The organism is Acaryochloris sp. IP29b_bin.148, assembly GCF_028285565.1.
GTDB lineage: Bacteria > Cyanobacteriota > Cyanobacteriia > Thermosynechococcales > Thermosynechococcaceae > Acaryochloris.
This window is the reverse complement of sequence record NZ_JANQOY010000092.1, coordinates 13,571-35,941: the sequence shown is the minus strand read 5'-3', so window position 1 is coordinate 35,941 and position 22,371 is coordinate 13,571. Positions and strand designations below refer to the sequence as shown.

Below are 22,371 nucleotides of genomic sequence, written 5' to 3'. Positions count from 1 at the left end.
TCGACAACTTAAGGGAAGATTTTGGGCGCACGATCCCTGTCAGGCCTTGATACACGCCTGAAAACAGCACGGTGCAGTATAGGTGAGTTAAGAAAGCAGGAAGGAGCAGCCCCTTCCTGCACAGAATTATTGGACGGTTACTTCGTAAACAGCTTGAACCTGAGCCATGGGCTGAAGTGTTTCGCTGTAGTCCCAACGGACATGGCTGTACATTTCAGCAGGAGCAGGAACCATCTTGACGGAACCATCAGGCTGAGTTTCCTCAATCATCGGCTGGGCAGAGTAAGTCTCACCACCATCGATGCTGTAGGTCAATGCTGCACCATTGGCACGAGCAGAGTCAGCAAGATAAGCAGTTTGCTCAGGAACGGGCTGAGTGACCACTAAGCTATTAGCAGGATTGTCGCCACCATTTTCACTATTTAATGTGTAGCGAATCACATCTCCAGGCTGAACGGAGACTTGCCCTTCAAGGGCTTCCCAGGAAATCACTTCTTCGCCTTCGGCGTTAATTGTGATTACTTGCTTCTCGGCACCTAAGACGAGTTTGACCTGCGGCTGCAGAATGTTTTGGACAAGGGCTTCACCCGCTTCCTGCAGGTTCGCTAAAACGGAGGTGCTGCTGACAAAGGGAACCGCAACAGCGATAGCCAATACTCCAAGGCCCAGGGATAAACGACGTTTCATGTTCAAAAAACCTCAATGCATTCTAGAACTAAAATAAGTAGGAAATAATGTGTAAGAGAGGTGGCAATGGGCAAAGCCGAGTCACTTTACCCATTGCCCCAGCGACATTAGTCAACGACGCGACGGAATTGGAACTGACCACTCTCTTGGGGGTCAACGATGCCAACGTTATTTCTGTAAGCATCAACCCTAGTCCCATCCAGTGGATCGGAAGAGATCAGGACATCGTCATTAGTCAAGTCATCACTCGTGGAGAAGTAGTCCACCGTACCTCGGTCAGCCGCAGTGTTCTGTTGGTGGGTCGTTAGTGCAGCCCAAGTGTTACCAGGCTCGCCATCTGCATTGACGGTGGCATCATTACCATCTTCAATGATTCGGAAGTCAAAAGCCGTTAAGCCAACGTTGCCAGAACCCACTTCCGGAGAAGAGATGTTTTGGTAAGAGATGCGGTACTCGATAAACTGGCCAGGCTCAATATCTTCAGTGATATTGGATGTCCAACCTTCAACCTCAGTGAATCCATCTGCTTCCAGGATGCGGGCCTGTTTCACTAACTCCATAAAGCCGGTGTACACTCGGTTAATGGTGATGTTGTTAGTGGTTTCGTCAATGAATCCACGAGTACCAGGGGAACCTGGAGTACCATCTCCATCATTCTCAGGATCGTCATCAGGGAAGGCGACGATAGGAATTGGGATCTCATCTAGTGGTGTGACTGTGCCGCCTGGAAGCTCTACTGTGACGTTATAGTTCTCGATTTCACCTGCATCGAGTTGTCCAACATTAACAGGAGCGTTACCAACGACAGTTGGATCGAGTTCAAAGATCGTGCCGTTATAGATGTAAACAGCTTGTTGCTCATCTCCATCTGTAGCATCAAGATCGCCATCCTGATCGGGGTCATAATCAATGGTAACCCTGGTCCCATTAGGAATGTCACTATTTTCACCGTACAGCCCTTCTAAAGCACTCTCATCATTATCTTGAGCCTGCGTTGGTGAAATGGGCTCGATAGTGACGTCCTGGATAAAGCCACTGGTGTTGGGATTCTGAACCGTGTTTGAAAATAGAACAGGTTCTAAGAATGCGCCATTTGTACCCGGTGCCGGAATTAGATCATCGTCATCTAAACCTGCTGGAACATCTGTTGAGAGGTTCGTGAAGTCATCATTGCTATCTGTAGGACCAATAGCAGCAGGATCACCATTGGGGCCATTGGATAGTTCGTCTGGACCTGCAGAGATTCCAATATTGACGACATTGTCCTCACCTTTGGGGCCTTCACCAGTGTTGTCACCGTCTATGTCAGTTCCATCTTCAGAGGGGTCGGCAACACCGTCGTCCTCGTTAGGATCATAGTTGGTGCCTGTAGGATTGGGATCTGCGTTAGGACCTGTCTCCGCTGGGGGTGTCCCATCATCATTGAAGTTGTTGGGATTGCTGTCACCCGATTCATCGTAAACAATCTCAGCATTTGGATCGCCATCGGTTGTACCAAAGGCCTGAGCAATGTTGGCAACCTGGCCACCTGCTGGATTTAGATCATCCGTGATCACCGTGAAATTGAGAGCTGGAGAAGTTGTACCCGGTGCAAGGGTGGCATTAGCAGTAAAGATAAAACCAATCCGGGTTACGGCACCAACACCACCCGCATCAGCTACATCTGTATACCAATCCGCAGCAAGAGCAGGGGTTGCATTAACCCCCGTCAAATCATCGCTCGTGTAAACTGGAATCCAGCCACCAGACCCCGTAGGCTCAGCATTCAAGCTTGTGCCCTCAGGAATAGCATCTGAGACTAAAATATGAGTGGCTGTAGTGTCATTGACTGAAATAGATGTACCAGCCAAGTCTGCAGGTTCAAAGGCAGCATTGGGAGATGTATCTTCTACCGTCAGGCTCAAGCCATAGGTAATTAAGTCATCATCTGCATCAGCAGTGTCACCGGGTGCTAAAGAAGCGACCTTTTCAACTTGAGCTAAGGCTACAGGTGTTTCAGAACTGGCAAAAGGAATACTCTGGCCAGCAGCCGCTTCACGTTCACCATTAACAGGAGTCTCAGGACCAAAGTTAACGGTACGCAAGTCAATGTCTAAGGGTGTTGTGTCACCATTGATGGGATCGTTGTCGTCGGGTTGGTTCTGGCTATTCCCTTCACCAGTGTTATCCCCAGTATCACCCAAGGTTACGCCAACAGGATCATTTGCTCGGGTACCCGCAGCAGGGGTACCGATGACTCGAACTGTAATAAAATCATCTGCGGGCCAAGCTGTAAGTGGGTCGGTATCAGGATCAAAGCCCAGATCAGCTACGAGCTGTTGTGGATCATCACCAGGATTAATTGTGCCAATGAGGTTGCCAGCACTATCATAAACTTCGATAGCTGTGACAGTAAAGTTTTCAGTCTTTGAGTTAGCAGGGTCGTTTAAGTCATCTACGCCAGGGATAGAGATGTCTGTGTCTGCATTACCAACGTTAGTAACTTGAAAGTCATATTCAAGAACGTCACCCGCTTGAACTGCGCCGCCATCCAGATCGTTAAAACCTGAAGGCTGAACGGTTAAACCTGCAACTTCAGCAACTTCAATACTGACAGTATTGGATGTTGCTTCAATGTCAGTCCCATTGCCGTCATTATAAGTAGCAGTGGCAGTGTTAGAGATATTGCTGCCAGCAGGGGTTCCAGCCGCGAAGGCAGGAAGAAGAGGCTGGAGAAGACCACCGGCTAAAAGAGCGGCAATGGCCAGAGGGCCAGCCTTCCTTGGGAGTCTTTGGGACTTTGGTGTATCGTGAGTCATAGATGTCGTCTTTAGAGTTCTTGTAGTAATGGACAAAAGGAAGATAGACATCTTCCGGCAGAGATTGAGTTGTCATTGACCTGCCATGAGCAAGGTCTTGGTCCTTTAGTTTTGAGCTGGACCCTCAAAACTGAAGGGGGAATGGCTCAGTCTCTGCCTTTATCTCTAGAAGAGATGTAAAGAGCCGAGAGCTTAAGCCGGAGAGCTGATTCGTAATGGCTAACGGTTAAAACTCTTGGTGTCTAAAAAAAATGCAATTCGCCTCACCAGCGCACATATTGTTTGTCAACTTACCTAATCAGTCTAGATGTAGTATTCCCGATATGTAATCCGAAATGACACCTAAATCACGTCCACTAAACGCCAAAAATCCGGCATCCTCCTCCTAAGCTATTCCTGCAAAATATACTGACCAAAACGCCTTTTTTTATATAAGTATTTAGCAGAATTTTCTTAAAAAAAACCATGAAGCCATTCTCCCAAGAGGCTTTCAGGCCCAGCAATCAAGCTTAGCGCGACTATTTTAGTATGAACCAAAATCATCTTTAGCAACAAGACTTCTCAATTTAGATATATTCGAATATATACACTAAGCAGAACTATCAGTATTTATACAGAGGAGATCATAAATTACTCAACAATGGATTTATAGGCTTAGTTTTATGGATGGATAAAAAAGAGCAATATCAGTAAGATTACGGATGTCTTTGTCTTTGTATAATTTCTATAAATCTCTATAGTTACCTTAGAGTGGAAATTTTAGCCATTGTTACATTAAAGACTTGTCCTTGATACTGTAGTCTTTGGGATTGCTTGGATCGACTTCCACCATCCAGCTATAGTTATTGCTAGCTAGACCAAAGGGGTTCCCCCGGCCATAGACCCTATCTTCTATTCATTCAAAGGGGGTATAAGAAGGGGAAAAGGACGATCCATCTGCCATCACTGGATCAGGAACTTGGTCTTAGAAATTTTCCTCAGCACTTAATATTGTTCTCCAATGCGTGGTGCCCCCTGCACAATTTTGGAAGGTACCAATAATGCGACTGCCTCAGTTATCGTCATAGCCCCGTTTGTTGACCTTGGTAAATACTGCCACTCCCGGTCCCGTAGCCTTTAAATAGCGGCCATCTTCTAACCCAGACATTCCGGTGATCTGCCGATCTTGGGGCGCAGACTGGTGCCCCCATTTACCCTTTTGAGACTGGATAGCAATCACCCCAATGCTCTGATCCATCAGTCCTTCTTATGGCATCGCTCCAATCTGGTGCTTTAGCAGATCATTGGCTAATAGGGCAAAGGCATTAATCTACCCTTGGCGTTGGCGCAGAGCAAATCGAACTTGATCGAAAGTCATTATTGTAGCCAAACCGAGAGTCCCCAACCTTTTCTCCCCAGGCGGCAATGGTTTCATAGGTATAGCCTTCTGACAGAACTAAGTCATCTATAACCTGAAAGGTGTTGTAGGTCTCTATTTGCTGTTCGGGCGAGAATCCTTCGATCCCTAATGGAATCGGCACCTGAACTGACTTGAAGGGGAGAGTGACTTTAGGTGACTGACGAGGCTGGCTACCAGTGGCGTTACAAGCAGCCCGACGGGTAGCTGCCCCTATACAAACAGAAATTCTCTGCGACTGATGGACATAGATCGTAGTTATGCCTGACCTTTATTCCAGAGGCTACATTAAATAATTTAAGAAAAAGGAATGATGCGATCGCAGGTAGAACATCTAGTCGATATCAATCTCTCCATCAAGGCCAAGGTTAATTAGGAAGTAAAGCCAGGATTAAACCCTAAAGAAGATGATCTAAGCACAAGAAAAGAGTATGTTATCAGTATCCTATAGGTGTCCTCCTAAGAAGACGTCAGGGAATCATCACTCTAATCCGCTGTTGATAGGTTTGGATGACATAAAATAACCAGCCCTGCCTTTTCCTATGACCAACGGTTGGGTTCCATTTACTCTTTGTCATTCCCTGTTGATTCAGATTAAGAGTGATCAAAAAAGACACAATATGGGCTTATCACACCCCTCACTACAAAAGTTTCCTACCGCGCTTTGACCGATTAGCCGTTATCAGCGCCCTATCGAATAGGATGGTGTCCCTTTCTCTACAGCGCCTCAAGAACCAACAGACCTATTCATCTCCCCTAAGCAAAACTCAAAGAATTTTTTATTCTCAAAAGAAGCTTAGCAAACTCAAAAAAGTATTTTCTGATACAGAAATAATCCTCGACTATATAGTCGAGGATTTTGACCATATGGAAAATATAAGATCTTAGATCGCCTCTAAATATATCATCTCGCGAAGGATTGATCGCGGCATAGAATACATTGTTTTTAGACAATTAAAATTTTGCTCTTTAGGAACAACCTTCTCTTCTTAAAGCGTAAACTTCCCTTTTTTATCGTTGAATTTAATGTTATTTCTCTTCCGAGCTGGATATGAATCACAGACAAAGGATACATCAGTTTTGATCTATTCTTCTCTAACAGACATGCAGTCAACGGGGTCTTATCTGCTTTTCGTGATTAGTTCCGACTTGAAGGGGGATATGGCACTCTGAAGTATAAATATTTAGACGGACGTAGCGACAGACCAATGGCAAACTTGGATGACAAAGTCACTGTTCGGGAAGCCTATCTTGCTATGTTCGAATATCTGCGTTGCTACTACGAGCATGGCAAAAGCGACGAAATCGGTGGTATGTTGGGTGACCTTTCGTTGCTACAGGACGGTGAGAGTGCTGATCCTGCAGTTATGTCAGACTTTTTGCTGGCAATGGAGACTGTCCTGCAGGCAGAAGGTGAGGGTGGTTACAATGCAGCAGACCTAAAGTTGTTATGATCTAGCTCAATAGCACTATCCTCCCATCTCTGTATTCCGTATCCAAAACTCCAGACGCAAGCTGTATCACTCGCCATTAGAGCGCGTTCATGAAAGATCCTGATGCAGACTATTGCGATCGCATCACCGTAGAAAGGAGTGATCTTAGGTAGGCTTGATCGATCGCTAGTGAGCAATCGCTAGAATAATAAGAGCTGTCGTTCTCTGATATATCTCTCTGATTCATCTGCCCGGGTGGAATAAACTTTTTTGCCAATGGATATATTTGGTGCATGATGTAAAAGGCTGAAAGCATCTTCTTTAAGCCTCCAATCGTCTTTTCAGTGTGCACAGAGGTGATCTGTACAACATATTGAAGCAGGTTGGCTGAGAGAAGAGAGTATTCAGCTTTCTTGTTGCTGCCTGATTTAGCTACAATCGCGGTTATGCATGCAACTTGGCAATCTTATCTAGGGAACAACCATGAGCGTAACGGCTATCGCTGCAATTGTTGGCGGTTTAGTGCTGTTAGTTGTTGGGGCAGAAGCTCTGGTTCGAGGTGCTTCTCGTTTAGCAACAATGGTTGGTCTCTCTCCCTTAATCATTGGCCTCACGATTGTGGCTTATGGGACCAGTGCTCCTGAGATGGCAGTCAGTGTCAAATCTAGTCTGATTGGCCAAGGTGACATTTCCCTCGGAAACGTGATTGGCAGCAATATTTTCAATATTCTGCTGATTCTAGGGTTATCCTCCCTAATTACGCCGCTGCTCGTTGCCCAACAATTGGTACGCCTAGATGTCCCCATTATGATCGGGGTCTCTACCCTGATGCTGCTATTCAGTTGGGATGGGGTCTTAGGGCGATCAGATGGCGTAATTTTATTCTTGGGGGGAATCATTTACACCCTCTTTTTGATTTATCAAGGTCGGCGGGAACATAACGAAGACGTCCAAGCCGAATATGCCAATGAATATGGAAAACCGATACAACCATCTGGACCAGCCCTCATCGCGAACTTTAGCTATATCGTTGTAGGAGCAGTGCTCTTAGTTTCAGGTTCCCATTGGTTAGTGGATGGATCAGTGCGTATCGCTAAATCCTTGGGAATATCTGAATTAATTATTGGCTTAACCATTATTTCTGTGGGAACGTCATTGCCAGAGCTAGCCACATCTGTTGTGGCTAGCTTCCGCGGAGAGCGTGATATTGCAGTTGGCAATGTGATCGGCAGTAATATTTTCAATATTTTGACGGCTCTGGGCTTAGCAAGCATGCTGGCACCTGGTGGTATTGCCGTCACCAATGCAGCCCGCTCCTTTGATATCCCGATTATGATTGCAGCAGCAGTGGCTTGTCTTCCCATTTTCGCCACAGGCAATGTGATTTCTCGTTGGGAAGGCATTCTATTTCTAATTTATTACATGGCTTATAACAGCTATTTAGTCCTGAATACCATGCATCACGAAGGCATTAGTGTGTTAACTACTATTGTCAGTACCTTTATCGCACCGTTGACGGCCATTACCTTCGCCATTATTACCTTTAGAACGGTTCGGCACCAACGAAACAAAAAGCCCTAGGGCAACTTGCCCCGCGAATGCTTCAAAATGCCCACAAACCCAGCTTTATCCAGCAACTCTTGCCCCTGATGACTGAGTAATAACTGAGCATAGGCGTTTCCAGGGTTTTCTGTTTCACCCGCCTTATAGATCACATAGAGTTGATGGGTTAAAGGATATTGCTGAGTGATAAATGCCTGTGCATTGATGCGATTCCGTTGGTTCGGACAGTTAGTAGATGAGACATAAGGCGCTTGATAGGGGGAGATCCAGGGTTGATCGTCCTCAGCAATCGCCAAGGGCTTAATGGAGCACTGAGGAATAATTTCCGCTGCAGAGCCAAAGAAAATGCCGCCAGGACTAGCGGCTAATTGTCTCAGCGATTCAGTCATCGTCGGCAAGAACTCCAAACTTCGACCATAGGACTTTCCCTTCATCACCTGCTCCAAAAACAGGTCTACCGTTTCCTCGGCTTGAACCGACAGGGAGTATGGTTGAATCTTGAGGTTCGGTCCGCCCAGCTGCTGCCAGTTGGTTACCTGGCCCTGATAGATTTTGGCCAGATCCGACAATGTTAATCCCTTGATAGGAAGACTGGGATGCACTGCGATCGCAATACCATCCATCGCCACAGGAGTTTGTTGCAGGTTATAGCCTTTTTCCTGGGCACGCTGGATCTCAGCAGGACGAAGCGGACGACCCGACTGCACAAAGCTGAGCTTGTCCTGAAGCAATAACTCAATCGCTGTGGTCGAATTCACCGCTTTGTCCACAGGCTGCACATAGCTCAACTGATATTCCCGCCGTTCCGCTTGAATCGCAGAGTCGACCACCAGTCGAATCGGTGACCAATCCGGACTACCACTATATTTAAATCGACCTAAGGGCACCTCTGGCACTTGGGCAAATAGGGAATACTTAGAGAGTTGCTGACCTGGAAGCGGTTGAGACTGATCGGTCAAGGATTCTGGCTGTTGCAGATTTCGCAATAAACCAAAGCCCAACAACCCTAAAGACCAAATCAGACCCACTGCAATCATGCCCGGCAAGGCAAGATTTGCATACGTCTTAGACTTGTTAGAACGGTTCATGGAGTATGTCCAATAAATTCCTGCAGTGCTGAGTACAGGAATAAACAGTATTTATCTTTAGCCAGTATTATCCCATCCTCATCTCAAGATTTTTCAAGCCCCAATCATATTCCCTATCCAACCGCAAATTCACAATCAGGTCGGGGGGAAGAATATTAGTGAGGTGTCTGGTTCGAATCTGCTTAAGCCAAGTCTGAAAAATAATCAAATGGTGACTTAAGCCCAAAAAAATATAATTTTCTCAGAGAAATACATTTCCCCAGGTTATCCCCAGACTTTCCACAAGTTATTCCCCAGTTTTCCACAGGTTATCCTCCGTTTTCCACAGGTAATGAATGAGTCTAAAAGCCCTTGGCATCGTTTTGGGGATTTTGACTAAAACCAGAGATTTCCCCAGGCATATATAAAGTTATGAAACAAAAATCGACCAAAACCCCTAATAATTCGTTTCCTATTTAATTTTTTCTTAAGATTCTTCTCGGCGGTGAACCATTGACAACCCCACCCCCACATAGCGCACAATGAGTCGGCCAACGTAATTTGGGTGTTCTCAACCGTGGAAGAGGGCAGATTTCGTGCACCCAAAGCAGGGCTAGTCCACTACATACCGCCAAGACTGATGAATATGAACGCAACCATTAGCATTCTTGCTGAAATTCCCGAAGAACTCCATCAAACCTTGAAAGGTTACTTGGAATCTCATCCAGACTGGGACCAAGATCGAGTCTTTTCCGCAGCGCTGTCTTTGTTCTTGTTACAGAATGGCGAAGGCGATCGCCGCGCTGCGCGTGTCTATTTAGATACGTTATTTCATCGCTCTGCTAGCTAGCCTTTCGACAGGATAGATCGAGCATCTGGACTGAGCGACCTCTGATCCCATGTCTTAGATCATGGGGGTTGATGGATAACGATACAGGCTAGATGCAAGCGCATTCCGAGTGTTATAGATTTTAGATTGCTTAACTTGTTCGGGGACAGTTTGCTGAAATAATAGGGGCGGATACGGTCAAATATCCTTTGAGGATTCCCTCAGACTAACTGCAACCTCTGGTCCTTTGTGAGCTTGACTCTCGGAAATGTATGGTAAAACTTCGTTCTGTCTTTCTGCTGTTATTTGCCAGTGTTCTTGCCCTCTTTCTGTGTGGGGGAATGGCTTGGGCGCTTGAGTCTGAACCAGCCTCGCCTCAACCTGAGCCAGAATTAGGACCTGCTTCCGCCCATTTCATCCCCAATACCGCGCCGTTAATGGTGTCCTTGAGCGGCTCATCCAGTTCCTTTAAACCCCTTGAGAATGAGACGACGGGAACCGCAGCCCAGTGGTCAGAGATTCCAGCGCTCTTGCTAGCCAGTGCAGGGATGGATTACCAAAAAGATATCCGTTCCTGGGGCAGTGACGAGATGACCTTTGCCTTGACCAACGTGGAGCGAGATCAGCCGGGTTATCTATTGGTGGTCAAAACCCGCAATAGTCGAGATGCAGATGCGTTTTTAGAACGGTTTTGGCAACAGCAGGCAGAAACCGGAGAAACCATCCGTTTTGAGCGTTATGCTGGGGTCGATCTGATTTCCGCACGGGTGTCTTCCAGTTTAGCTGCGGCCCAAACATCCCAACTCCCTAGTCTGTTTAAGCCCATTCGCTCGCTAGCGACCGCCAAAGTTGAAGATCGTTTTGTTCTCGTCACCAATCAACGTCAGGTCTTGCAGCAGGCGGTGGATACCCTCAAAAAGCCTGACTCACAACTCGCCAAACAGGCTGATTACCAAAAAGCGATCGCAACCCTGACTCAAAAGCAGCAGTCCAGTCTGGCCTACGTCAATTTAGAACAGCTGATTCCTGCCCTATCGGGTCAGTCATCGACAACACCCTCCACCTACCGCAGTTTGGGGGTCGCCTTGGGTGAATATCGACAAGGGCTACTGGCTGAAACGGCTCTGATTGCCAATCCTGATCGGCCACTGCCACCCGTACAGACCCATCCACTCGATCCCACCCCCGCACTCAGCTACTTCCCAGGCAATAGCCCCTTAGTGGTTTCTGGCTCAAATTTAGGCCAGCTCTGGTCGCAAATCAACCAGGATTTACAGGGGTACCCAGGCATCCAGTCTTGGGTTGAACACACCCTCGCTGATTGGGGGAAAGAACGAGGTGTCAAGCTCACCAGCAAGATTTTTCCACGGGTTGATGGTTCCTATACTTGGGCGCTGTTACCAGAGTCCTTATCCCCCGCGCTATCCACTCCACCCCGATCTGGCGCTGATTGGCTGTTTGCCTATGAACAAACCAATAGCGATCAAGCCCAGCAGTTGCAAAACTATTTAAGTGAGGTGGCCAGCCAACAAGATTTAGGCACCAGCCCCTTCGAGCTGGCCGGAAAGAAAGTCTATGCCTGGACCCGGCTAGTGTCCCAAAATATGGATAGCCCGGGGAGTCCCCTTACCTTTAAAACCGAAGTCACAGGCGCTTATGCCAATCTGGATAACCAGAAGGTCTTAGCCAGTTCTCCTGAAGCGCTAGGACTGGCGCTAGATGCCGGGAATAGTGCCTTGAGCAATCAACGTTCGTTTCAGGATGCGATCGCCCCCTTCGAACAACCGAACCAAGGGGTTTTATACCTAGATTGGCCCGTGATGCGCCCCATCTTGAAAAAAAACTTACCTGTAATTTCAAAACTCGAAACCAACGCCCAAACCCTATTTAGCAAGCTGCGTACCCTATCCATTAGCAGTTACGGCGAAACTCCTGACGTCCAACATAGTCAGTGGTACTTACGGTTTGGCTAAGGGCTTAAAGGGACTTTCGTCGAAAAAAACTGTCACATCTACTACACCACCCGCCGTAGTTCAGCCTCTAAGCTGAGACCAATTCGGTGGAACCGAACCTTATACTACGGTTTTCCAATGGGGATTAGGAGAATAAAAAGGTAGAATGTTCGTACCCAATTCGCAAGAGGTTGGCACCTATTATATGGATCCATGCATTGTCACCCCTGAACAGCATCCCCTAGATTTAGATTTTTTAAATCACAAGTTTGACTCAGCTCATCCCAAAAGTATCTTGACCTGGTGTCTAGACAATATTCCGGAAGGATTGGTCCAAAGTACAGCCTTCGGTGCCAGCGGTATGGTGATCTTGGATTTTCTCTACCAAGACCTCAATCCAGAACCTGCCATTCCCGTTTTATTTTTGGATACGCTCCATCATTTTCCAGAAACCCTCCAACTGGCCGAGGATGCCAAGGCGCATTATGATTTAGACCTGCATATCTTCCGCCCTCAAGGTATAGACTCTCGGACTGCCTTTGCCGAAAAATATGGTGACCAGCTGTGGGAACACGATATAGAACAGTTCCATCAGCTCACTAAAGTTGAACCGCTACAGCAAGGACTACACACTCTCAACGTAACGTCTTGGATTACCGGCCGCCGACGGGATCAGGCCTCTAGTCGAGCTAAAATGCCCATCTTTGAACTCGATCTCCAAGGACGCCTCAAGATCAACCCGCTTGCGAACTGGACTTACAAAGCCGTCTGGAGTTACCTCGTCAGTCATCAAGTTCTATACAATCCGCTCTATGACCAGGGGTATGCCAGTATTGGCGACGAACCCTTAACCACCACTACAAAAACTGGGGAAGAAGAACGGGCTGGACGTTGGCGAGGGACAGCCCGCGTGGAATGTGGAATGCATGTCTGACCTGGGTTCTACTGCCACGGTTAAAGTAACGGTGAAGCTTTTTGCCGCTTACCAAGACGTAGTCGGCTCACCTGAACTCGATCTAGAGCTGCCAGCTGGTTCCACCGCCCAACAAGTCGGTGAGTATTTCTGGACCCATTACCCAAGGCTAGACTCCCTCAAATCAATCACCCACTTTGGCGTTAATCTGGATTTTGTCCCTGCCAATACGCCCTTACAATCTGGCGATGAAGTGGTATTAATTCCACCTGTAAGCGGTGGCTAATTTCCCAACCGACACACCTCATTTGCTCCAATACCTCCTATTCGCAATATCTTCTGGGTGCTGAGCTGTATTCAGGAAATTCTCACATAGAGTGCTTATGCTGAGGAAGATGACTGGAAAAGGTGTTGCGATGAAGAAATTACCGTTGCTGATGATGTTGACTGGGGCTGTGACAACTTTAGTGTGGGCTAGGGCTAGAACTGAGTTCTTCCCTCAAGTCCAAGTTAATACCTTGTATGCTCAGCTATTGCCGGAAGCAACGAAACCAGACACTCCCTCATCTGGGTCGACAACCGTTGACCAACTCGAAGCCATTCTCCGCCAGGAAGCGAGTGATGTGCAGGTGGAACAGGGACAGGTTTCCTTTAAATACGAAGGGCAAACCATGCTGATCTTGACGAGTGCCCAACATAATCGGATGCGGATTATTGCTCCGATTAAGAAAGCAGCAGAGATCACCCCTGAGCAACGAGACAATATGCTACTGGCCAATTTCCACTCGGCTTTGGATGGCCGATATGCCGTCAGCAATGGCATTGTTTTTGCCACGTTTCTTCACCCCCTATCGTCGTTGCAAGAGCAAGACTTTCGGTCGGCCTTGAGCCAGGTGAACCAGTTAGTACAGAATTTTGGTACTACCTACTCCAGCGGTGCGTTGGGGTTTGGCGTGAGTGAGGAAAAACCGGAGCCGCTACCCGCGATCTAATGCGTTCTAGTCCTACATTTTTGGTCTAAGTGCATAATGGCATCGAGTTAACCCTATGAAGTGGCAAGAGCAATTTAGCTCACCACCCTTTCTAGGAGAAAACTCATGAAAAAGTCTTTGTTAATCGGTTTAACTCTTGTTGCCAGCCTCTCACCTTGGACTACACCACAGCCTGCCGCCGCTGCCCCCCTGAAGCCTTACTGTTCAGTGGCTTCTAATTCAGGAGGTAGTTGGCATACCTGGACCGCACGTAGTCATCAGTCCGCTTGTTACACAGCCGTTTTCAAGGTGTTGGGATTTAGGCAAAGTGTGGATCGAGCTTGGAAGGGCTACTATTCAACGGGTTTGAATAAGGCCAAACTGTCCTGCAACCAGGGGAGTAAGACGGTTTACGGTAACAACACTCAAGTCTTTACCAATGCCATCAATATGAAAAATCAGCTAGGCTGGAAGGGGTGCATTATTCGGGTTATTTAGGATGAGTGTCCTGGGGAAGGAGAGGGCCTAGCCGAATTGGACAAGCCTGCGATTAAACCAAATGGCTGCTGTCTATAGTTGATGCGATCACAGTAGGTCACTCTTCTTCCTCTCCAAGTCATCCAATCAAACCGTTTCACCCACTATGCTAGAAACAATGAGCTATCAAGAGCTTAGAGCAGAAAACTAGGAAATCAGTGCGCACTCACTTGTTTTTGTGATTCGACTTCGATAGCCAAGCGATAGCCAAGGGTATTTAGAATACAGCGGACACTCGCCAAGTGAGGGTTGCCTTGTTCAGATAACGTCTTATAAAGACTCTCTCAATTGCGACCAGATTCTTCGGCTAACTTAGCCATTCCCATTTCTGCCTCAACTACGTTGCGAAGGGCTAGGAGAAACACAGCCTCATCACCATCCTCCAGTGCCGAATTTAGATAGGCCTTAGCTTCGTCAGGGTCTTGCAACGCTGTTAAAAGATCTTCTTTGTAACTTCTGCTCCTAGGCATCCTCTCGACTCCTATAATCATCCCAATAATTTTTAGCTCTCTCAATATCCTGTTGCTGGCTACTTTTATCCCCACCACATAACAAAATGATGATAATGTCACCTACCTGAGCAAAGTACACACGATAACCTGACCCGTAGGAAATTCGTAACTCTTGTACACCTCCACCAACTGATTTGTAGTCACCCAGCAAACCAAGACTCACACGATCAAGACGGGTACGGATGATAGCACGTGCCTTGCGATCTCTCAGCCCAGCTAGCCATTCATTAAAGGGGACTCTACCATCAGCGGATTCATAAGTGCGAAGAGTTCGTTCACGAGCTTCCATACATATGAATGTAGCCCATAAACTACAAAAATCCAGCAAACAAGGCAACAGGCTGCTGTACAAAGTATCCTGATATTGCACACAACACATAGGATAGCTTTAGTGGATATCAATACGGCTTGGCATCCATGTCATCAGCGAAACTTTCTATAATGCGAATGCCAAATTTTGCATCCACAACGAATCGCAGGTCATCAGTTATCCACTTGGATCGCCACTCATCTTCCCCAATAGTCCCGTGAATCTAGCGACTCTCTAAATCAACTGCTTCTATAAACCTTGTTGCCTCAAAATGTTAACCTTTGTAAAGGATTTTCATTCTTATTCAGGTTAATTGACGATGGCTCGATCTTCTCCCCTGCAAGAAGCGCCTTCAGAAAAAGGTTCTAGCGGAATTCAACCCTTTATTCAATTAGATAGGCTAAGTAAAGCCTTCCAAGAAGGGATGGTTGACCGCCAGGTCCTGCGAGAGATTACGGCAACCTTTACAGCAGGCGAATTTGTGGTCCTGTTAGGTCAAAGCGGCAGTGGTAAAAGCACGCTCCTGAACTTAATTAGCGGCATTGAACAGCCCACCACCGGACGGGTCACCATTCATGACGTGGGATTATCTGAGCTAAATGAGCGAGATCGCACCTTGTTTCGTCGCGATCGCATTGGTTTTATCTTTCAGTTTTTTAACCTAATCCCTACCCTGACGGTGTTAGAGAATATCACCCTACCCCAGGAATTAGCAGGTATATCTCAGTCGGAGGTATCGAAAAAAGCGATCGCACTGTTGCAGCGGGTCGGTCTTGAAGAGCGCGGCGATGCTTTCCCAGACAAACTCTCGGGGGGCCAACAACAGCGGGTAGCGATTGCCAGAGCAATAGTCCATGACCCCATGCTGGTCTTAGCCGATGAACCCACGGGAAATCTGGATGAGGAAACAGGCAAGATTGTACTGGATTTGCTGCTAGAGCTGACCCGTTCAGCCCAGAAAACCCTAATTATGGCCACCCATAACCCCGAAATCGCCAAGCTGGCTGACCGAGTGGTGCGAATGCAGGATGGGCATTTGGTGGAAGACGTGCAACGGGGGGCGGCCTGATGACCGCAGTTTTAGAACCACCCCAAAGCTCCAATCGACCCTTATGGCGAATGGCCTGGCGGCGCTTTCAGCAGCGCTCCTTGCAATATCTTCTCTGTTTGCTTGGGGTGGCCTTGGGGGTAGCTATGCTAGTGTCCATTGATCTGGCCAATGGCTCCGCTCAAACCGCCTTTGAATTATCGACGGATGCGATCGCAGGTCGGGCTACCCACCAAATTGAATCTATTGCGCCTGCAGGTATTGACGAGTCGGTTTATCTGCAAATTCGCCAACAGGCGGGCCTGACTAAAACCGCCCCGATTGTGGATGGCTATGTCTTGGCTCCTGACTTGGGTAACCAGCCCATACGCCTCGTCGGTGTGGATCTATTCTCGGAACCGCCCTTTCGCAATTACTTTGCCCCAGAGAATCAAACCGTGGGATTGGCGGGATTACAAACCTTTTTGACCGAACCCAATACCGTTGTCCTGTCTACGGATGTGGCCCGACGCTATCAGGTGGATTTGGGCGATACCCTGACCCTCGATTTAGCGGGGCGTCTGGTTCCCGTCAAGTTAGTAGGCAAGGTGCAGCCGGAGAGCACCACCACCCAGCGGGCCTTAAGCAGCCTGATTTTTACCGACATTGCCACAGCCCAAGAAATTTTGCAGATGGACGGGCACCTTAGCCATATTGATCTGATTGCTGAAGCAGAGGGGGATTTGGATGCGATCTCATCCCTGCTACCCGAAGACGCCAGACTAGAAACAGCCGCCGCCCAAAAAAATGCCGTGCGGCAAATGACAGCAGCCTTTCGGTTAAACCTGACAGCTCTGAGCCTGCTGGCCCTGGTGGTGGGCATGTTTTTGATCTACAACACCGTCACCTTTAGTGTGGTTCAGCGTCGTCCTCTATTTGGGGTACTTCGCTGTTTAGGTACGACCCCCAGACAGCTTTTTACCCTGATTATGGGCGAAACGGCCATTCTGGGAATTCTTGGGTCAGCTCTGGGACTGGGATTAGGAATTGTCCTGGCCCGCAGTATTGTCGGCCTTATTACCCAAACCATTAACGACTTCTACTTTGTGGTTAGTGTGCAGCAGGTGGCTATCCCGCCCGTCTTACTGATGAAGGGGATGCTGATTGGCATCAGTTCTGCCTTGCTCGCCGCTTTGGTGCCTGCCATAGAAGCCATGCGTACCAGCCCTCAAACCATCTTGCAGCGGTCCTCCTTAGAAAATAAGGTGCAAAAGCTTCTGCCTTGGCTTTTTCTAAGCTGGGTGGTGATTACGCTGATTGGGATTGGTCTCTTACGACTCAATGCAGGTTTAGTTATCGCTTTTGCCGGGTTATTCGCTATTATTCTCGGATCGGCTTTGCTCACCCCTCCTGTCACCGCTGCCTTGATGAAGCTAGTGCAGCCCCTTACCCAGTCTCTGGGCGTGTTGGGGCGGCTAGCACCTCGGGATATTGTTCGATCCTTGAGCCGGACTTCAGTTGCGATCGCAGCCCTAATGGTGGCGGTTTCAGTGATTGTCGGCGTTTCAATTATGGTGGGGTCTTTCCGGGTTACTGTGGTCCAGTGGCTGGACCAAACCCTCCAGGCGGATATTTATGTCACTCCACCCAGTACTACCGCCAACCGGGTCTTAGGCCAACTCGATCCAACCGTGGTGGCCGAGATGAAACGCTGGCCAGGGCTAGATGATGTGGTCACCTATAACGATACTGATGCCACCGTCACTGCCTTTACCTATGGTGACGAGACCTTAGAGATCGAGCGATCTATCAAACTGATTTCTGCTGAAGGGGATGTTTCTCATGGTCAGCGTCCCTATTCCTGGCGGCAAGACTCCATTGATCCGTGGCCTGCCCTAGATCGGGGCGAAGGTGTGATTGTCTCTGAAGCCCTACTCCTCAAAGCCAATTTGAGCGATCCACCTACCTCAATTACGATTGATAGTCCCCAAGGTCCACAGACCTTCCCCGTCCTGGCGGTGTTTTACGACTATTCCTCAGACCAGGGTACGGTTATTCTCGACAACGATCCGTTTATCCAGATTTGGGGAGACGAGGGTATTGCTTCTATGGGCCTATTTACCGCCCCCGATCTTGACCTAGATACCGTAGTGGAGGATCTGAGGGAACGATATCAAGGCCGTACGGATGTGGTGGTGCAATCTACCCGCAGCCTTCGGGACGGCTCCCTAGAAATCTTTGATCGTACCTTTGCTATTACCCAAGCCCTGCGCTTACTCGCCGTGATCGTAGCCTTTATCGGCGTTCTAAGTGCCCTGATGAGCCTGCAGCTAGAGCGCACCCGCGAAATTGGTATTCTCCGAGCCACAGGCATGACGCCTCAACAGCTCTGGTGGATGACGTTGCTGGAAACAGGACTCATGGGAAATGTGGCGGGTTTTCTGGCTATGCCCCTCGGTTACGTGCTGGCCTGGATTTTAATCTATGTAATCAATGTGCGGTCCTTCGGCTGGACTTTGCAGATGCAGCTAAATCCTAGCTATTTCTGGCAAGCGTGGTTAGTGGCCATTGTGGCCGCCTTACTAGCAGGCATTTATCCGGCTTGGCGATTGAGTCGGGTCACGGTGGCAAGTGCAATTCGGGAGGAATAATCATGAAGCGATGGCTGATCAGTTTGGTTCTTGGGCTGTTTATTATGGGCAGCCCTGCTTGGGCCATGGAACAGGGCACAGTGGAATGGGCCACTCCCACAGAGGTGCCTGAATTCCAAAAAGCAACTGCCCCGATCAAACTCTCGTTCCCCAAGGATTTTGGCTCCCATGAAGACTACCAAACCGAATGGTGGTACTACACAGGCAATCTAGAAACAGACTCTGGTCGGCCCTTTGGCTATGAGTTAACCCTATTTCGTCGGGGTCTCACCCCTGGTTTACCCGACCAGCAGGGGTCAGCTTGGCGCAGCAATCAGGTCTATTTCTCCCACTTCACCCTCAGCGATATTGAAAACCAACAGTTTTATCCTGTAGAGCGATTTAATCGCGGGGCCGCAGAGCTGGCAGGTGCACAGGCGAATCCTTACCGCATTTGGCTAGATGACTGGTCTGTGGAGGAGGAGCAACCGGGACAGCTGCAGCTCCATGCTCAAGGGCTAGACACCGAATTAAATCTACAGCTTTCTCTGACCAAACCGATTCTTCAGGGCAATCAGGGATACAGCGTTAAGGGACCTGAACCGGGCAATGCATCCTACTATTACTCTATTGTCCAGCAACCCACTCAAGGAACTGTTGCAGTCAAAGGAGAATCCTTTGATGTGGAGGGGGTGAGCTGGACCGACCATGAGTTTTCCACCAGTGCTCTTAGCAAAAGAGCTCAGGGCTGGGATTGGTTCTCACTGGAATTAGGAGATGGTTCAGCACTCATGCTCTTTGGCCTTCGTTTGCAAGACGGTTCCATCACGCTGGAGTCCCATGGTACGTATGTCACAGCTGATGGCAAGGTGTCCCATCTGAAGCGAGAAGACTATCAGATTAAGGTGTTGGATCGGTGGACGAGTCCCAAATCACGCACTCAGTATCCTTCCAAATGGGCGATTACTATTCCCAGTCTCGATTTAGAGATGCAGGTGGCACCCATGATGAATAATCAGGAGTTACTGCTATCGACGACGTATTGGGAAGGAGCAGTAAGCATTGCTGGTACTCAATCACAACAACCGATTCAAGGGAAAGGGTACGTTGAGCTTACGGGATATGACCGCAATCTCAACTTATAATTCATTGGGATGGAGCTTTCTCCTAGACCATTCCCTTGAATGAAGTGTCCACTGTTTCGAAACAAGGCCAAGGTACTATTGTTCTGGAATTAACGTCACTTCTAAACGACAACCCACAGCTTTGGCATATTTTCTCAAAGTGGAAAGCGACGGCGAATGCTTCCCACTACTCAAAGATGATTCCAGTCGAGTCACCGCTGTTGCCTTAGTCCCCATTTTTTGAGCAATATCCGCCTGAGTCATACCTGCTTGCTGACGGGCAGCCAGCATTTGTCTTAACAGACTAAACTCTTCCTCTAACTTGTTGTATTCTTCAGCTACTTCGAGTTGTTCTAAAGCTTTGGCCTTTAGTTCTTCATGGGTCATGTTTCAACACCTCTTTTAGTCTTCGACGTGCAATTTGCAGTTCTCGATTAGGAGTCTTTTGAGTCTTCTTCACAAAACCATGCAGCATCACTATTTTTTCACCCACCAGGGTGCAATAAAACACCCTCGCAATTCCTTCTTTGCTCTTGACCCTCAGCTCAAATAAGCGATCGCCCATTGATCGGGTGTGAGGCATCCCCAGATTGGGACCAAACTCTAACATGAGATCGGTGAGCCTCAAATATCTAGCTAGCAAACCTGCAGGGAGAGCGAGTACCTCAGATTCAATTGCTTCAGAATAATATTGGATATTCCATGCCATAAAGAAAACATAACATATTTGTTATCTTATGGTTTTCCCCAGCATTTGATACGCAAGAAAGTAGGAAAAACGTACCCTATTTTTGCAACAGCAGTCTTGATGATATGGGGGAATTCAGGGATACACACAGGGAGACAATTATGGACTTTATCAACGGCATCACTCTACTGCTGATATACGAGCTGGTGGGTGAAGCTTGCACATTGCTTTTACGCCTACCCATCCCTGGGCCAGTTTTGGGGATGATGTTTCTCTTCCTAACCCTAATGTGGCGAAGGCAGATTCCTAGCTCACTTAACCTGGCCTCCGAAACTTTGCTGGGCCATCTGTCCCTATTGTTTGTGCCTGCAGGCGTCGGTGTGATGATCCACTTTGAGCGCATTCTGCAAGAGTCCATGGCCATTAGTTTGACCCTATTACTTAGCACCATTATCACGATGACGGTGACTGCCACCATTATGGAAGTGACTCAGCGTCTACTTTCTTAAAGGAGCGATCAGTATGCCAAGCGCAAATCTTACTGAAATCTGGGTTTACCTATCGGCCTCCCCCCTACTGGGACTAACGATAACGCTAATAGCCTACAGCCTGGCCTACCGTCTGTACCGAACAGCGCGATACAGCCCCCTTTTAAACCCCGTCGTTACCTCGGTTGCCACTCTGATTCTGTTCCTGTCTGCCACACGAACCCCCTACCCAGCCTATTTTGAAGGAGGGCAGTTTGTTCATTTTTTGCTGGGGCCGGCAACGGTAGCTCTGGCAGTTCCGCTCTACCAGCAGTTTGCCAAGCTCAAAACGCTTTGGCTACCCGTCGCCATTGCCATTCTCACCGGCTCAAGTGTGGGGGCATTGAGTGCAGTTTTCTTAGCTCGGCTCTTGGGGGCCAGTACCCAAACCCAGCTTTCTCTGGCCCCCAAATCGGTGACAACGCCTGTGGCCATGGGGATCTCGGAACAAATTGGCGGTCTACCGTCGTTGACGGCAGCACTGGTTGTCACCACAGGAGTCATGGGTGCGCTGGGTGGCACCACACTGCTCAGACTTTTGCGGATTAAAAACGACAGTGTTAAGGGGATTACGATGGGGGTCACGGCCCACGGGATTGGAACCGCCCGCTCTTTTCAAGTCAGCTCGGAAATGGGAGCATTCTCGGGATTAGGGATGGCACTGTCTGCGCTAACCACAGCCGTGATGTTGCCCTGGCTACTCAATCTAATGCAATGATGGCTCCATGAGCTATTTCCTGCAAAACCCAGCGCTAATCTTAGAACTGTTGCTGGAACATCTACAGATGACGGCAACGGCCTTAGGCTTGGCCGTGCTGATTGCGGTGCCCCTCACCTGGCTGATTTATCACTACACTTGGTTGCAGTCACCGATTATGGGTGTATTGGGGGTTATTTATACCATTCCCAGCTTGGCGTTAATGATCTTGTTGATTCCGCTGTTTGGGTTGAGTGTAACAACGGCCATTGTCGCCATGGTCCTTTACGCCCAAGTTATCTTAGTACGCAATCTCTTGGCAGGATTGCAGTCTATTCCTCAACCTATGTTAGAGGCGGCGCAAGCGATGGGCATGTCTGCTTGGCAATATTGGTGGCAAGTGCAGATGCCGTTGATGTTACCGATCTTCTTAGCAGGGGTGCGGCTGGCAGCAACTATTATTATTGCCTTAGGCACTATTGCGGCTAAGTTTGGCGCTGGAGGGCTAGGCGTATTGCTGTTTGAAGGCATTGCTCAAGCCGGTCGCTATGACAAAATTTGGGCTGGAACCATTGTGGTCAGTGGTGTTGCGATCGCATTCAATGCTCTCTTGTGGTTCCTTGAGCAACAGCTGACGCCTAAACGATAACGGCCCCAAGTCAACCAACACAGGGGAGTAGAGCGAAGCGTTAGCTACAATCGGAAAGAAA

At 48.3% G+C, this 22,371-nt stretch carries 24 protein-coding genes; 14 read left to right on the top strand and 10 right to left on the bottom strand.

Annotated elements, in window-relative coordinates; translation table 11 throughout:
* Nucleotides 1-126 precede the first annotated feature (126 nt).
* The 5 genes from Q0986_RS09090 to Q0986_RS09070 all read right to left on the bottom strand — a co-directional run bounded on the left by Q0986_RS09090 (nucleotide 127) and on the right by Q0986_RS09070 (nucleotide 5,005).
* On the bottom strand, nucleotides 127-687 hold the full coding sequence (locus Q0986_RS09090) for a hypothetical protein (RefSeq protein ID WP_299408360.1): 561 nt from the start codon (nucleotides 685-687) through the stop codon (nucleotides 127-129).
* A 107-nt stretch (nucleotides 688-794) separates the two neighbouring features.
* Nucleotides 795-3,485, bottom strand: coding sequence for a hypothetical protein (locus Q0986_RS09085; RefSeq protein WP_299408356.1), 2,691 nt, complete (start codon nucleotides 3,483-3,485; stop codon nucleotides 795-797).
* A 964-nt stretch (nucleotides 3,486-4,449) separates the two neighbouring features.
* Complete coding sequence (locus tag Q0986_RS09080) at nucleotides 4,450-4,524, bottom strand: alkaline phosphatase PhoX (protein WP_299408375.1); 75 nt, start codon at nucleotides 4,522-4,524, stop codon at nucleotides 4,450-4,452.
* A 12-nt stretch (nucleotides 4,525-4,536) separates the two neighbouring features.
* Nucleotides 4,537-4,722 carry a hypothetical protein gene (locus tag Q0986_RS09075; RefSeq protein WP_299408353.1) on the bottom strand — a complete coding sequence of 62 codons (186 nt, stop codon included), beginning with the start codon at nucleotides 4,720-4,722 and terminating at the stop codon, nucleotides 4,537-4,539.
* Nucleotides 4,723-4,789: 67 nt separating this feature from the next.
* The gene (locus Q0986_RS09070) at nucleotides 4,790-5,005 is read right to left on the bottom strand and encodes a hypothetical protein (protein WP_299408349.1); all 216 of its coding nucleotides are present in this window, start codon (nucleotides 5,003-5,005) and stop codon (nucleotides 4,790-4,792) included.
* 1,084 nt (nucleotides 5,006-6,089) lie between these two features.
* Between Q0986_RS09070 and Q0986_RS09065 the strand changes: the two genes are divergently transcribed.
* Complete coding sequence (locus Q0986_RS09065) at nucleotides 6,090-6,335, top strand: hypothetical protein (RefSeq protein ID WP_299408346.1); 246 nt, start codon at nucleotides 6,090-6,092, stop codon at nucleotides 6,333-6,335.
* A 462-nt stretch (nucleotides 6,336-6,797) separates the two neighbouring features.
* The gene (locus Q0986_RS09060; RefSeq protein WP_299408341.1) at nucleotides 6,798-7,895 is read left to right on the top strand and encodes a calcium/sodium antiporter; all 1,098 of its coding nucleotides are present in this window, start codon (nucleotides 6,798-6,800) and stop codon (nucleotides 7,893-7,895) included.
* Here Q0986_RS09060 and Q0986_RS09055 read toward each other — a convergent pair.
* The gene (locus tag Q0986_RS09055; protein WP_299408336.1) at nucleotides 7,892-8,965 is read right to left on the bottom strand and encodes a substrate-binding domain-containing protein; all 1,074 of its coding nucleotides are present in this window, start codon (nucleotides 8,963-8,965) and stop codon (nucleotides 7,892-7,894) included. The genes Q0986_RS09060 and Q0986_RS09055 overlap by 4 nt on opposite strands.
* 625 nt (nucleotides 8,966-9,590) lie before the next feature.
* Between Q0986_RS09055 and Q0986_RS09050 the strand changes: the two genes are divergently transcribed.
* From Q0986_RS09050 to Q0986_RS09025, 6 genes are all read left to right on the top strand, one after another.
* Complete coding sequence (locus Q0986_RS09050; RefSeq protein WP_299408332.1) at nucleotides 9,591-9,794, top strand: DUF2811 domain-containing protein; 204 nt, start codon at nucleotides 9,591-9,593, stop codon at nucleotides 9,792-9,794.
* Nucleotides 9,795-10,045: 251 nt separating this feature from the next.
* Nucleotides 10,046-11,746, top strand: coding sequence for a DUF3352 domain-containing protein (locus Q0986_RS09045; protein ID WP_299408327.1), 1,701 nt, complete (start codon nucleotides 10,046-10,048; stop codon nucleotides 11,744-11,746).
* Nucleotides 11,747-11,930: 184 nt separating this feature from the next.
* Complete coding sequence (cysH, locus tag Q0986_RS09040; protein ID WP_299408322.1) at nucleotides 11,931-12,659, top strand: phosphoadenosine phosphosulfate reductase; 729 nt, start codon at nucleotides 11,931-11,933, stop codon at nucleotides 12,657-12,659.
* Nucleotides 12,652-12,924 (top strand): MoaD/ThiS family protein, encoded by a 273-nt coding sequence (locus Q0986_RS09035; RefSeq protein ID WP_299408319.1) that lies wholly within the window; start codon nucleotides 12,652-12,654, stop codon nucleotides 12,922-12,924. Before cysH ends, Q0986_RS09035 begins: the two co-directional genes overlap by 8 nt.
* Before the next feature lie 109 nt (nucleotides 12,925-13,033).
* On the top strand, nucleotides 13,034-13,630 hold the full coding sequence (locus Q0986_RS09030) for a hypothetical protein (protein ID WP_299408316.1): 597 nt from the start codon (nucleotides 13,034-13,036) through the stop codon (nucleotides 13,628-13,630).
* A 105-nt stretch (nucleotides 13,631-13,735) separates the two neighbouring features.
* Nucleotides 13,736-14,107 (top strand): hypothetical protein, encoded by a 372-nt coding sequence (locus Q0986_RS09025; RefSeq protein ID WP_299408311.1) that lies wholly within the window; start codon nucleotides 13,736-13,738, stop codon nucleotides 14,105-14,107.
* 323 nt (nucleotides 14,108-14,430) lie between these two features.
* Here the strand turns inward: Q0986_RS09025 and Q0986_RS09020 are convergent, their stop codons facing one another.
* Together Q0986_RS09020 and Q0986_RS09015 are read right to left on the bottom strand one after the other, a co-directional pair.
* The gene (locus Q0986_RS09020; protein WP_299408307.1) at nucleotides 14,431-14,616 is read right to left on the bottom strand and encodes a hypothetical protein; all 186 of its coding nucleotides are present in this window, start codon (nucleotides 14,614-14,616) and stop codon (nucleotides 14,431-14,433) included.
* Nucleotides 14,609-14,947 carry a type II toxin-antitoxin system RelE/ParE family toxin gene (locus Q0986_RS09015; protein ID WP_299408304.1) on the bottom strand — a complete coding sequence of 113 codons (339 nt, stop codon included), beginning with the start codon at nucleotides 14,945-14,947 and terminating at the stop codon, nucleotides 14,609-14,611. The genes Q0986_RS09020 and Q0986_RS09015 overlap by 8 nt, the downstream gene beginning before the upstream one ends.
* A gap of 340 nt (nucleotides 14,948-15,287) precedes the next feature.
* On the opposite strand from Q0986_RS09015, the gene Q0986_RS09010 reads away from it, so the two are divergent.
* Genes Q0986_RS09010 through Q0986_RS09000 form a run of 3 tightly spaced genes read left to right on the top strand, consistent with a single transcriptional unit; the run spans nucleotide 15,288 to nucleotide 19,770 of the window.
* Complete coding sequence (locus tag Q0986_RS09010) at nucleotides 15,288-16,037, top strand: ABC transporter ATP-binding protein (RefSeq protein WP_299408299.1); 750 nt, start codon at nucleotides 15,288-15,290, stop codon at nucleotides 16,035-16,037.
* The gene (locus Q0986_RS09005; protein WP_299408294.1) at nucleotides 16,037-18,646 is read left to right on the top strand and encodes an ABC transporter permease; all 2,610 of its coding nucleotides are present in this window, start codon (nucleotides 16,037-16,039) and stop codon (nucleotides 18,644-18,646) included. The genes Q0986_RS09010 and Q0986_RS09005 overlap by 1 nt, the downstream gene beginning before the upstream one ends.
* Before the next feature lie 2 nt (nucleotides 18,647-18,648).
* Nucleotides 18,649-19,770, top strand: coding sequence for a lipocalin-like domain-containing protein (locus Q0986_RS09000; RefSeq protein WP_299408291.1), 1,122 nt, complete (start codon nucleotides 18,649-18,651; stop codon nucleotides 19,768-19,770).
* Between the two features lie 75 nt (nucleotides 19,771-19,845).
* On the opposite strand, the gene Q0986_RS08995 is transcribed toward Q0986_RS09000, so the two are convergent.
* Nucleotides 19,846-20,136, bottom strand: a complete 291-nt coding sequence (locus Q0986_RS08995; RefSeq protein ID WP_212661944.1) for a helix-turn-helix transcriptional regulator — start codon at nucleotides 20,134-20,136, stop codon at nucleotides 19,846-19,848.
* Entirely contained in the window at nucleotides 20,126-20,458 is a 333-nt protein-coding gene (locus tag Q0986_RS08990; RefSeq protein ID WP_299408282.1) for a type II toxin-antitoxin system RelE/ParE family toxin, read from the bottom strand. Before Q0986_RS08990 ends, Q0986_RS08995 begins: the two co-directional genes overlap by 11 nt.
* A gap of 140 nt (nucleotides 20,459-20,598) precedes the next feature.
* Here Q0986_RS08990 and Q0986_RS08985 point away from each other — a divergent pair, with 140 nt between their 5' ends.
* From Q0986_RS08985 to Q0986_RS08975, 3 genes are read left to right on the top strand one after another with little or no spacing between them, the layout of a single operon-like run.
* Complete coding sequence (locus tag Q0986_RS08985; RefSeq protein WP_299408278.1) at nucleotides 20,599-20,946, top strand: CidA/LrgA family protein; 348 nt, start codon at nucleotides 20,599-20,601, stop codon at nucleotides 20,944-20,946.
* 13 nt (nucleotides 20,947-20,959) lie between these two features.
* Entirely contained in the window at nucleotides 20,960-21,682 is a 723-nt protein-coding gene (locus tag Q0986_RS08980; protein WP_299408275.1) for an LrgB family protein, read from the top strand.
* A 7-nt stretch (nucleotides 21,683-21,689) separates the two neighbouring features.
* Nucleotides 21,690-22,310, top strand: coding sequence for an ABC transporter permease (locus tag Q0986_RS08975; RefSeq protein WP_299408270.1), 621 nt, complete (start codon nucleotides 21,690-21,692; stop codon nucleotides 22,308-22,310).
* The last annotated feature ends 61 nt before the right edge of the window (nucleotides 22,311-22,371 follow it).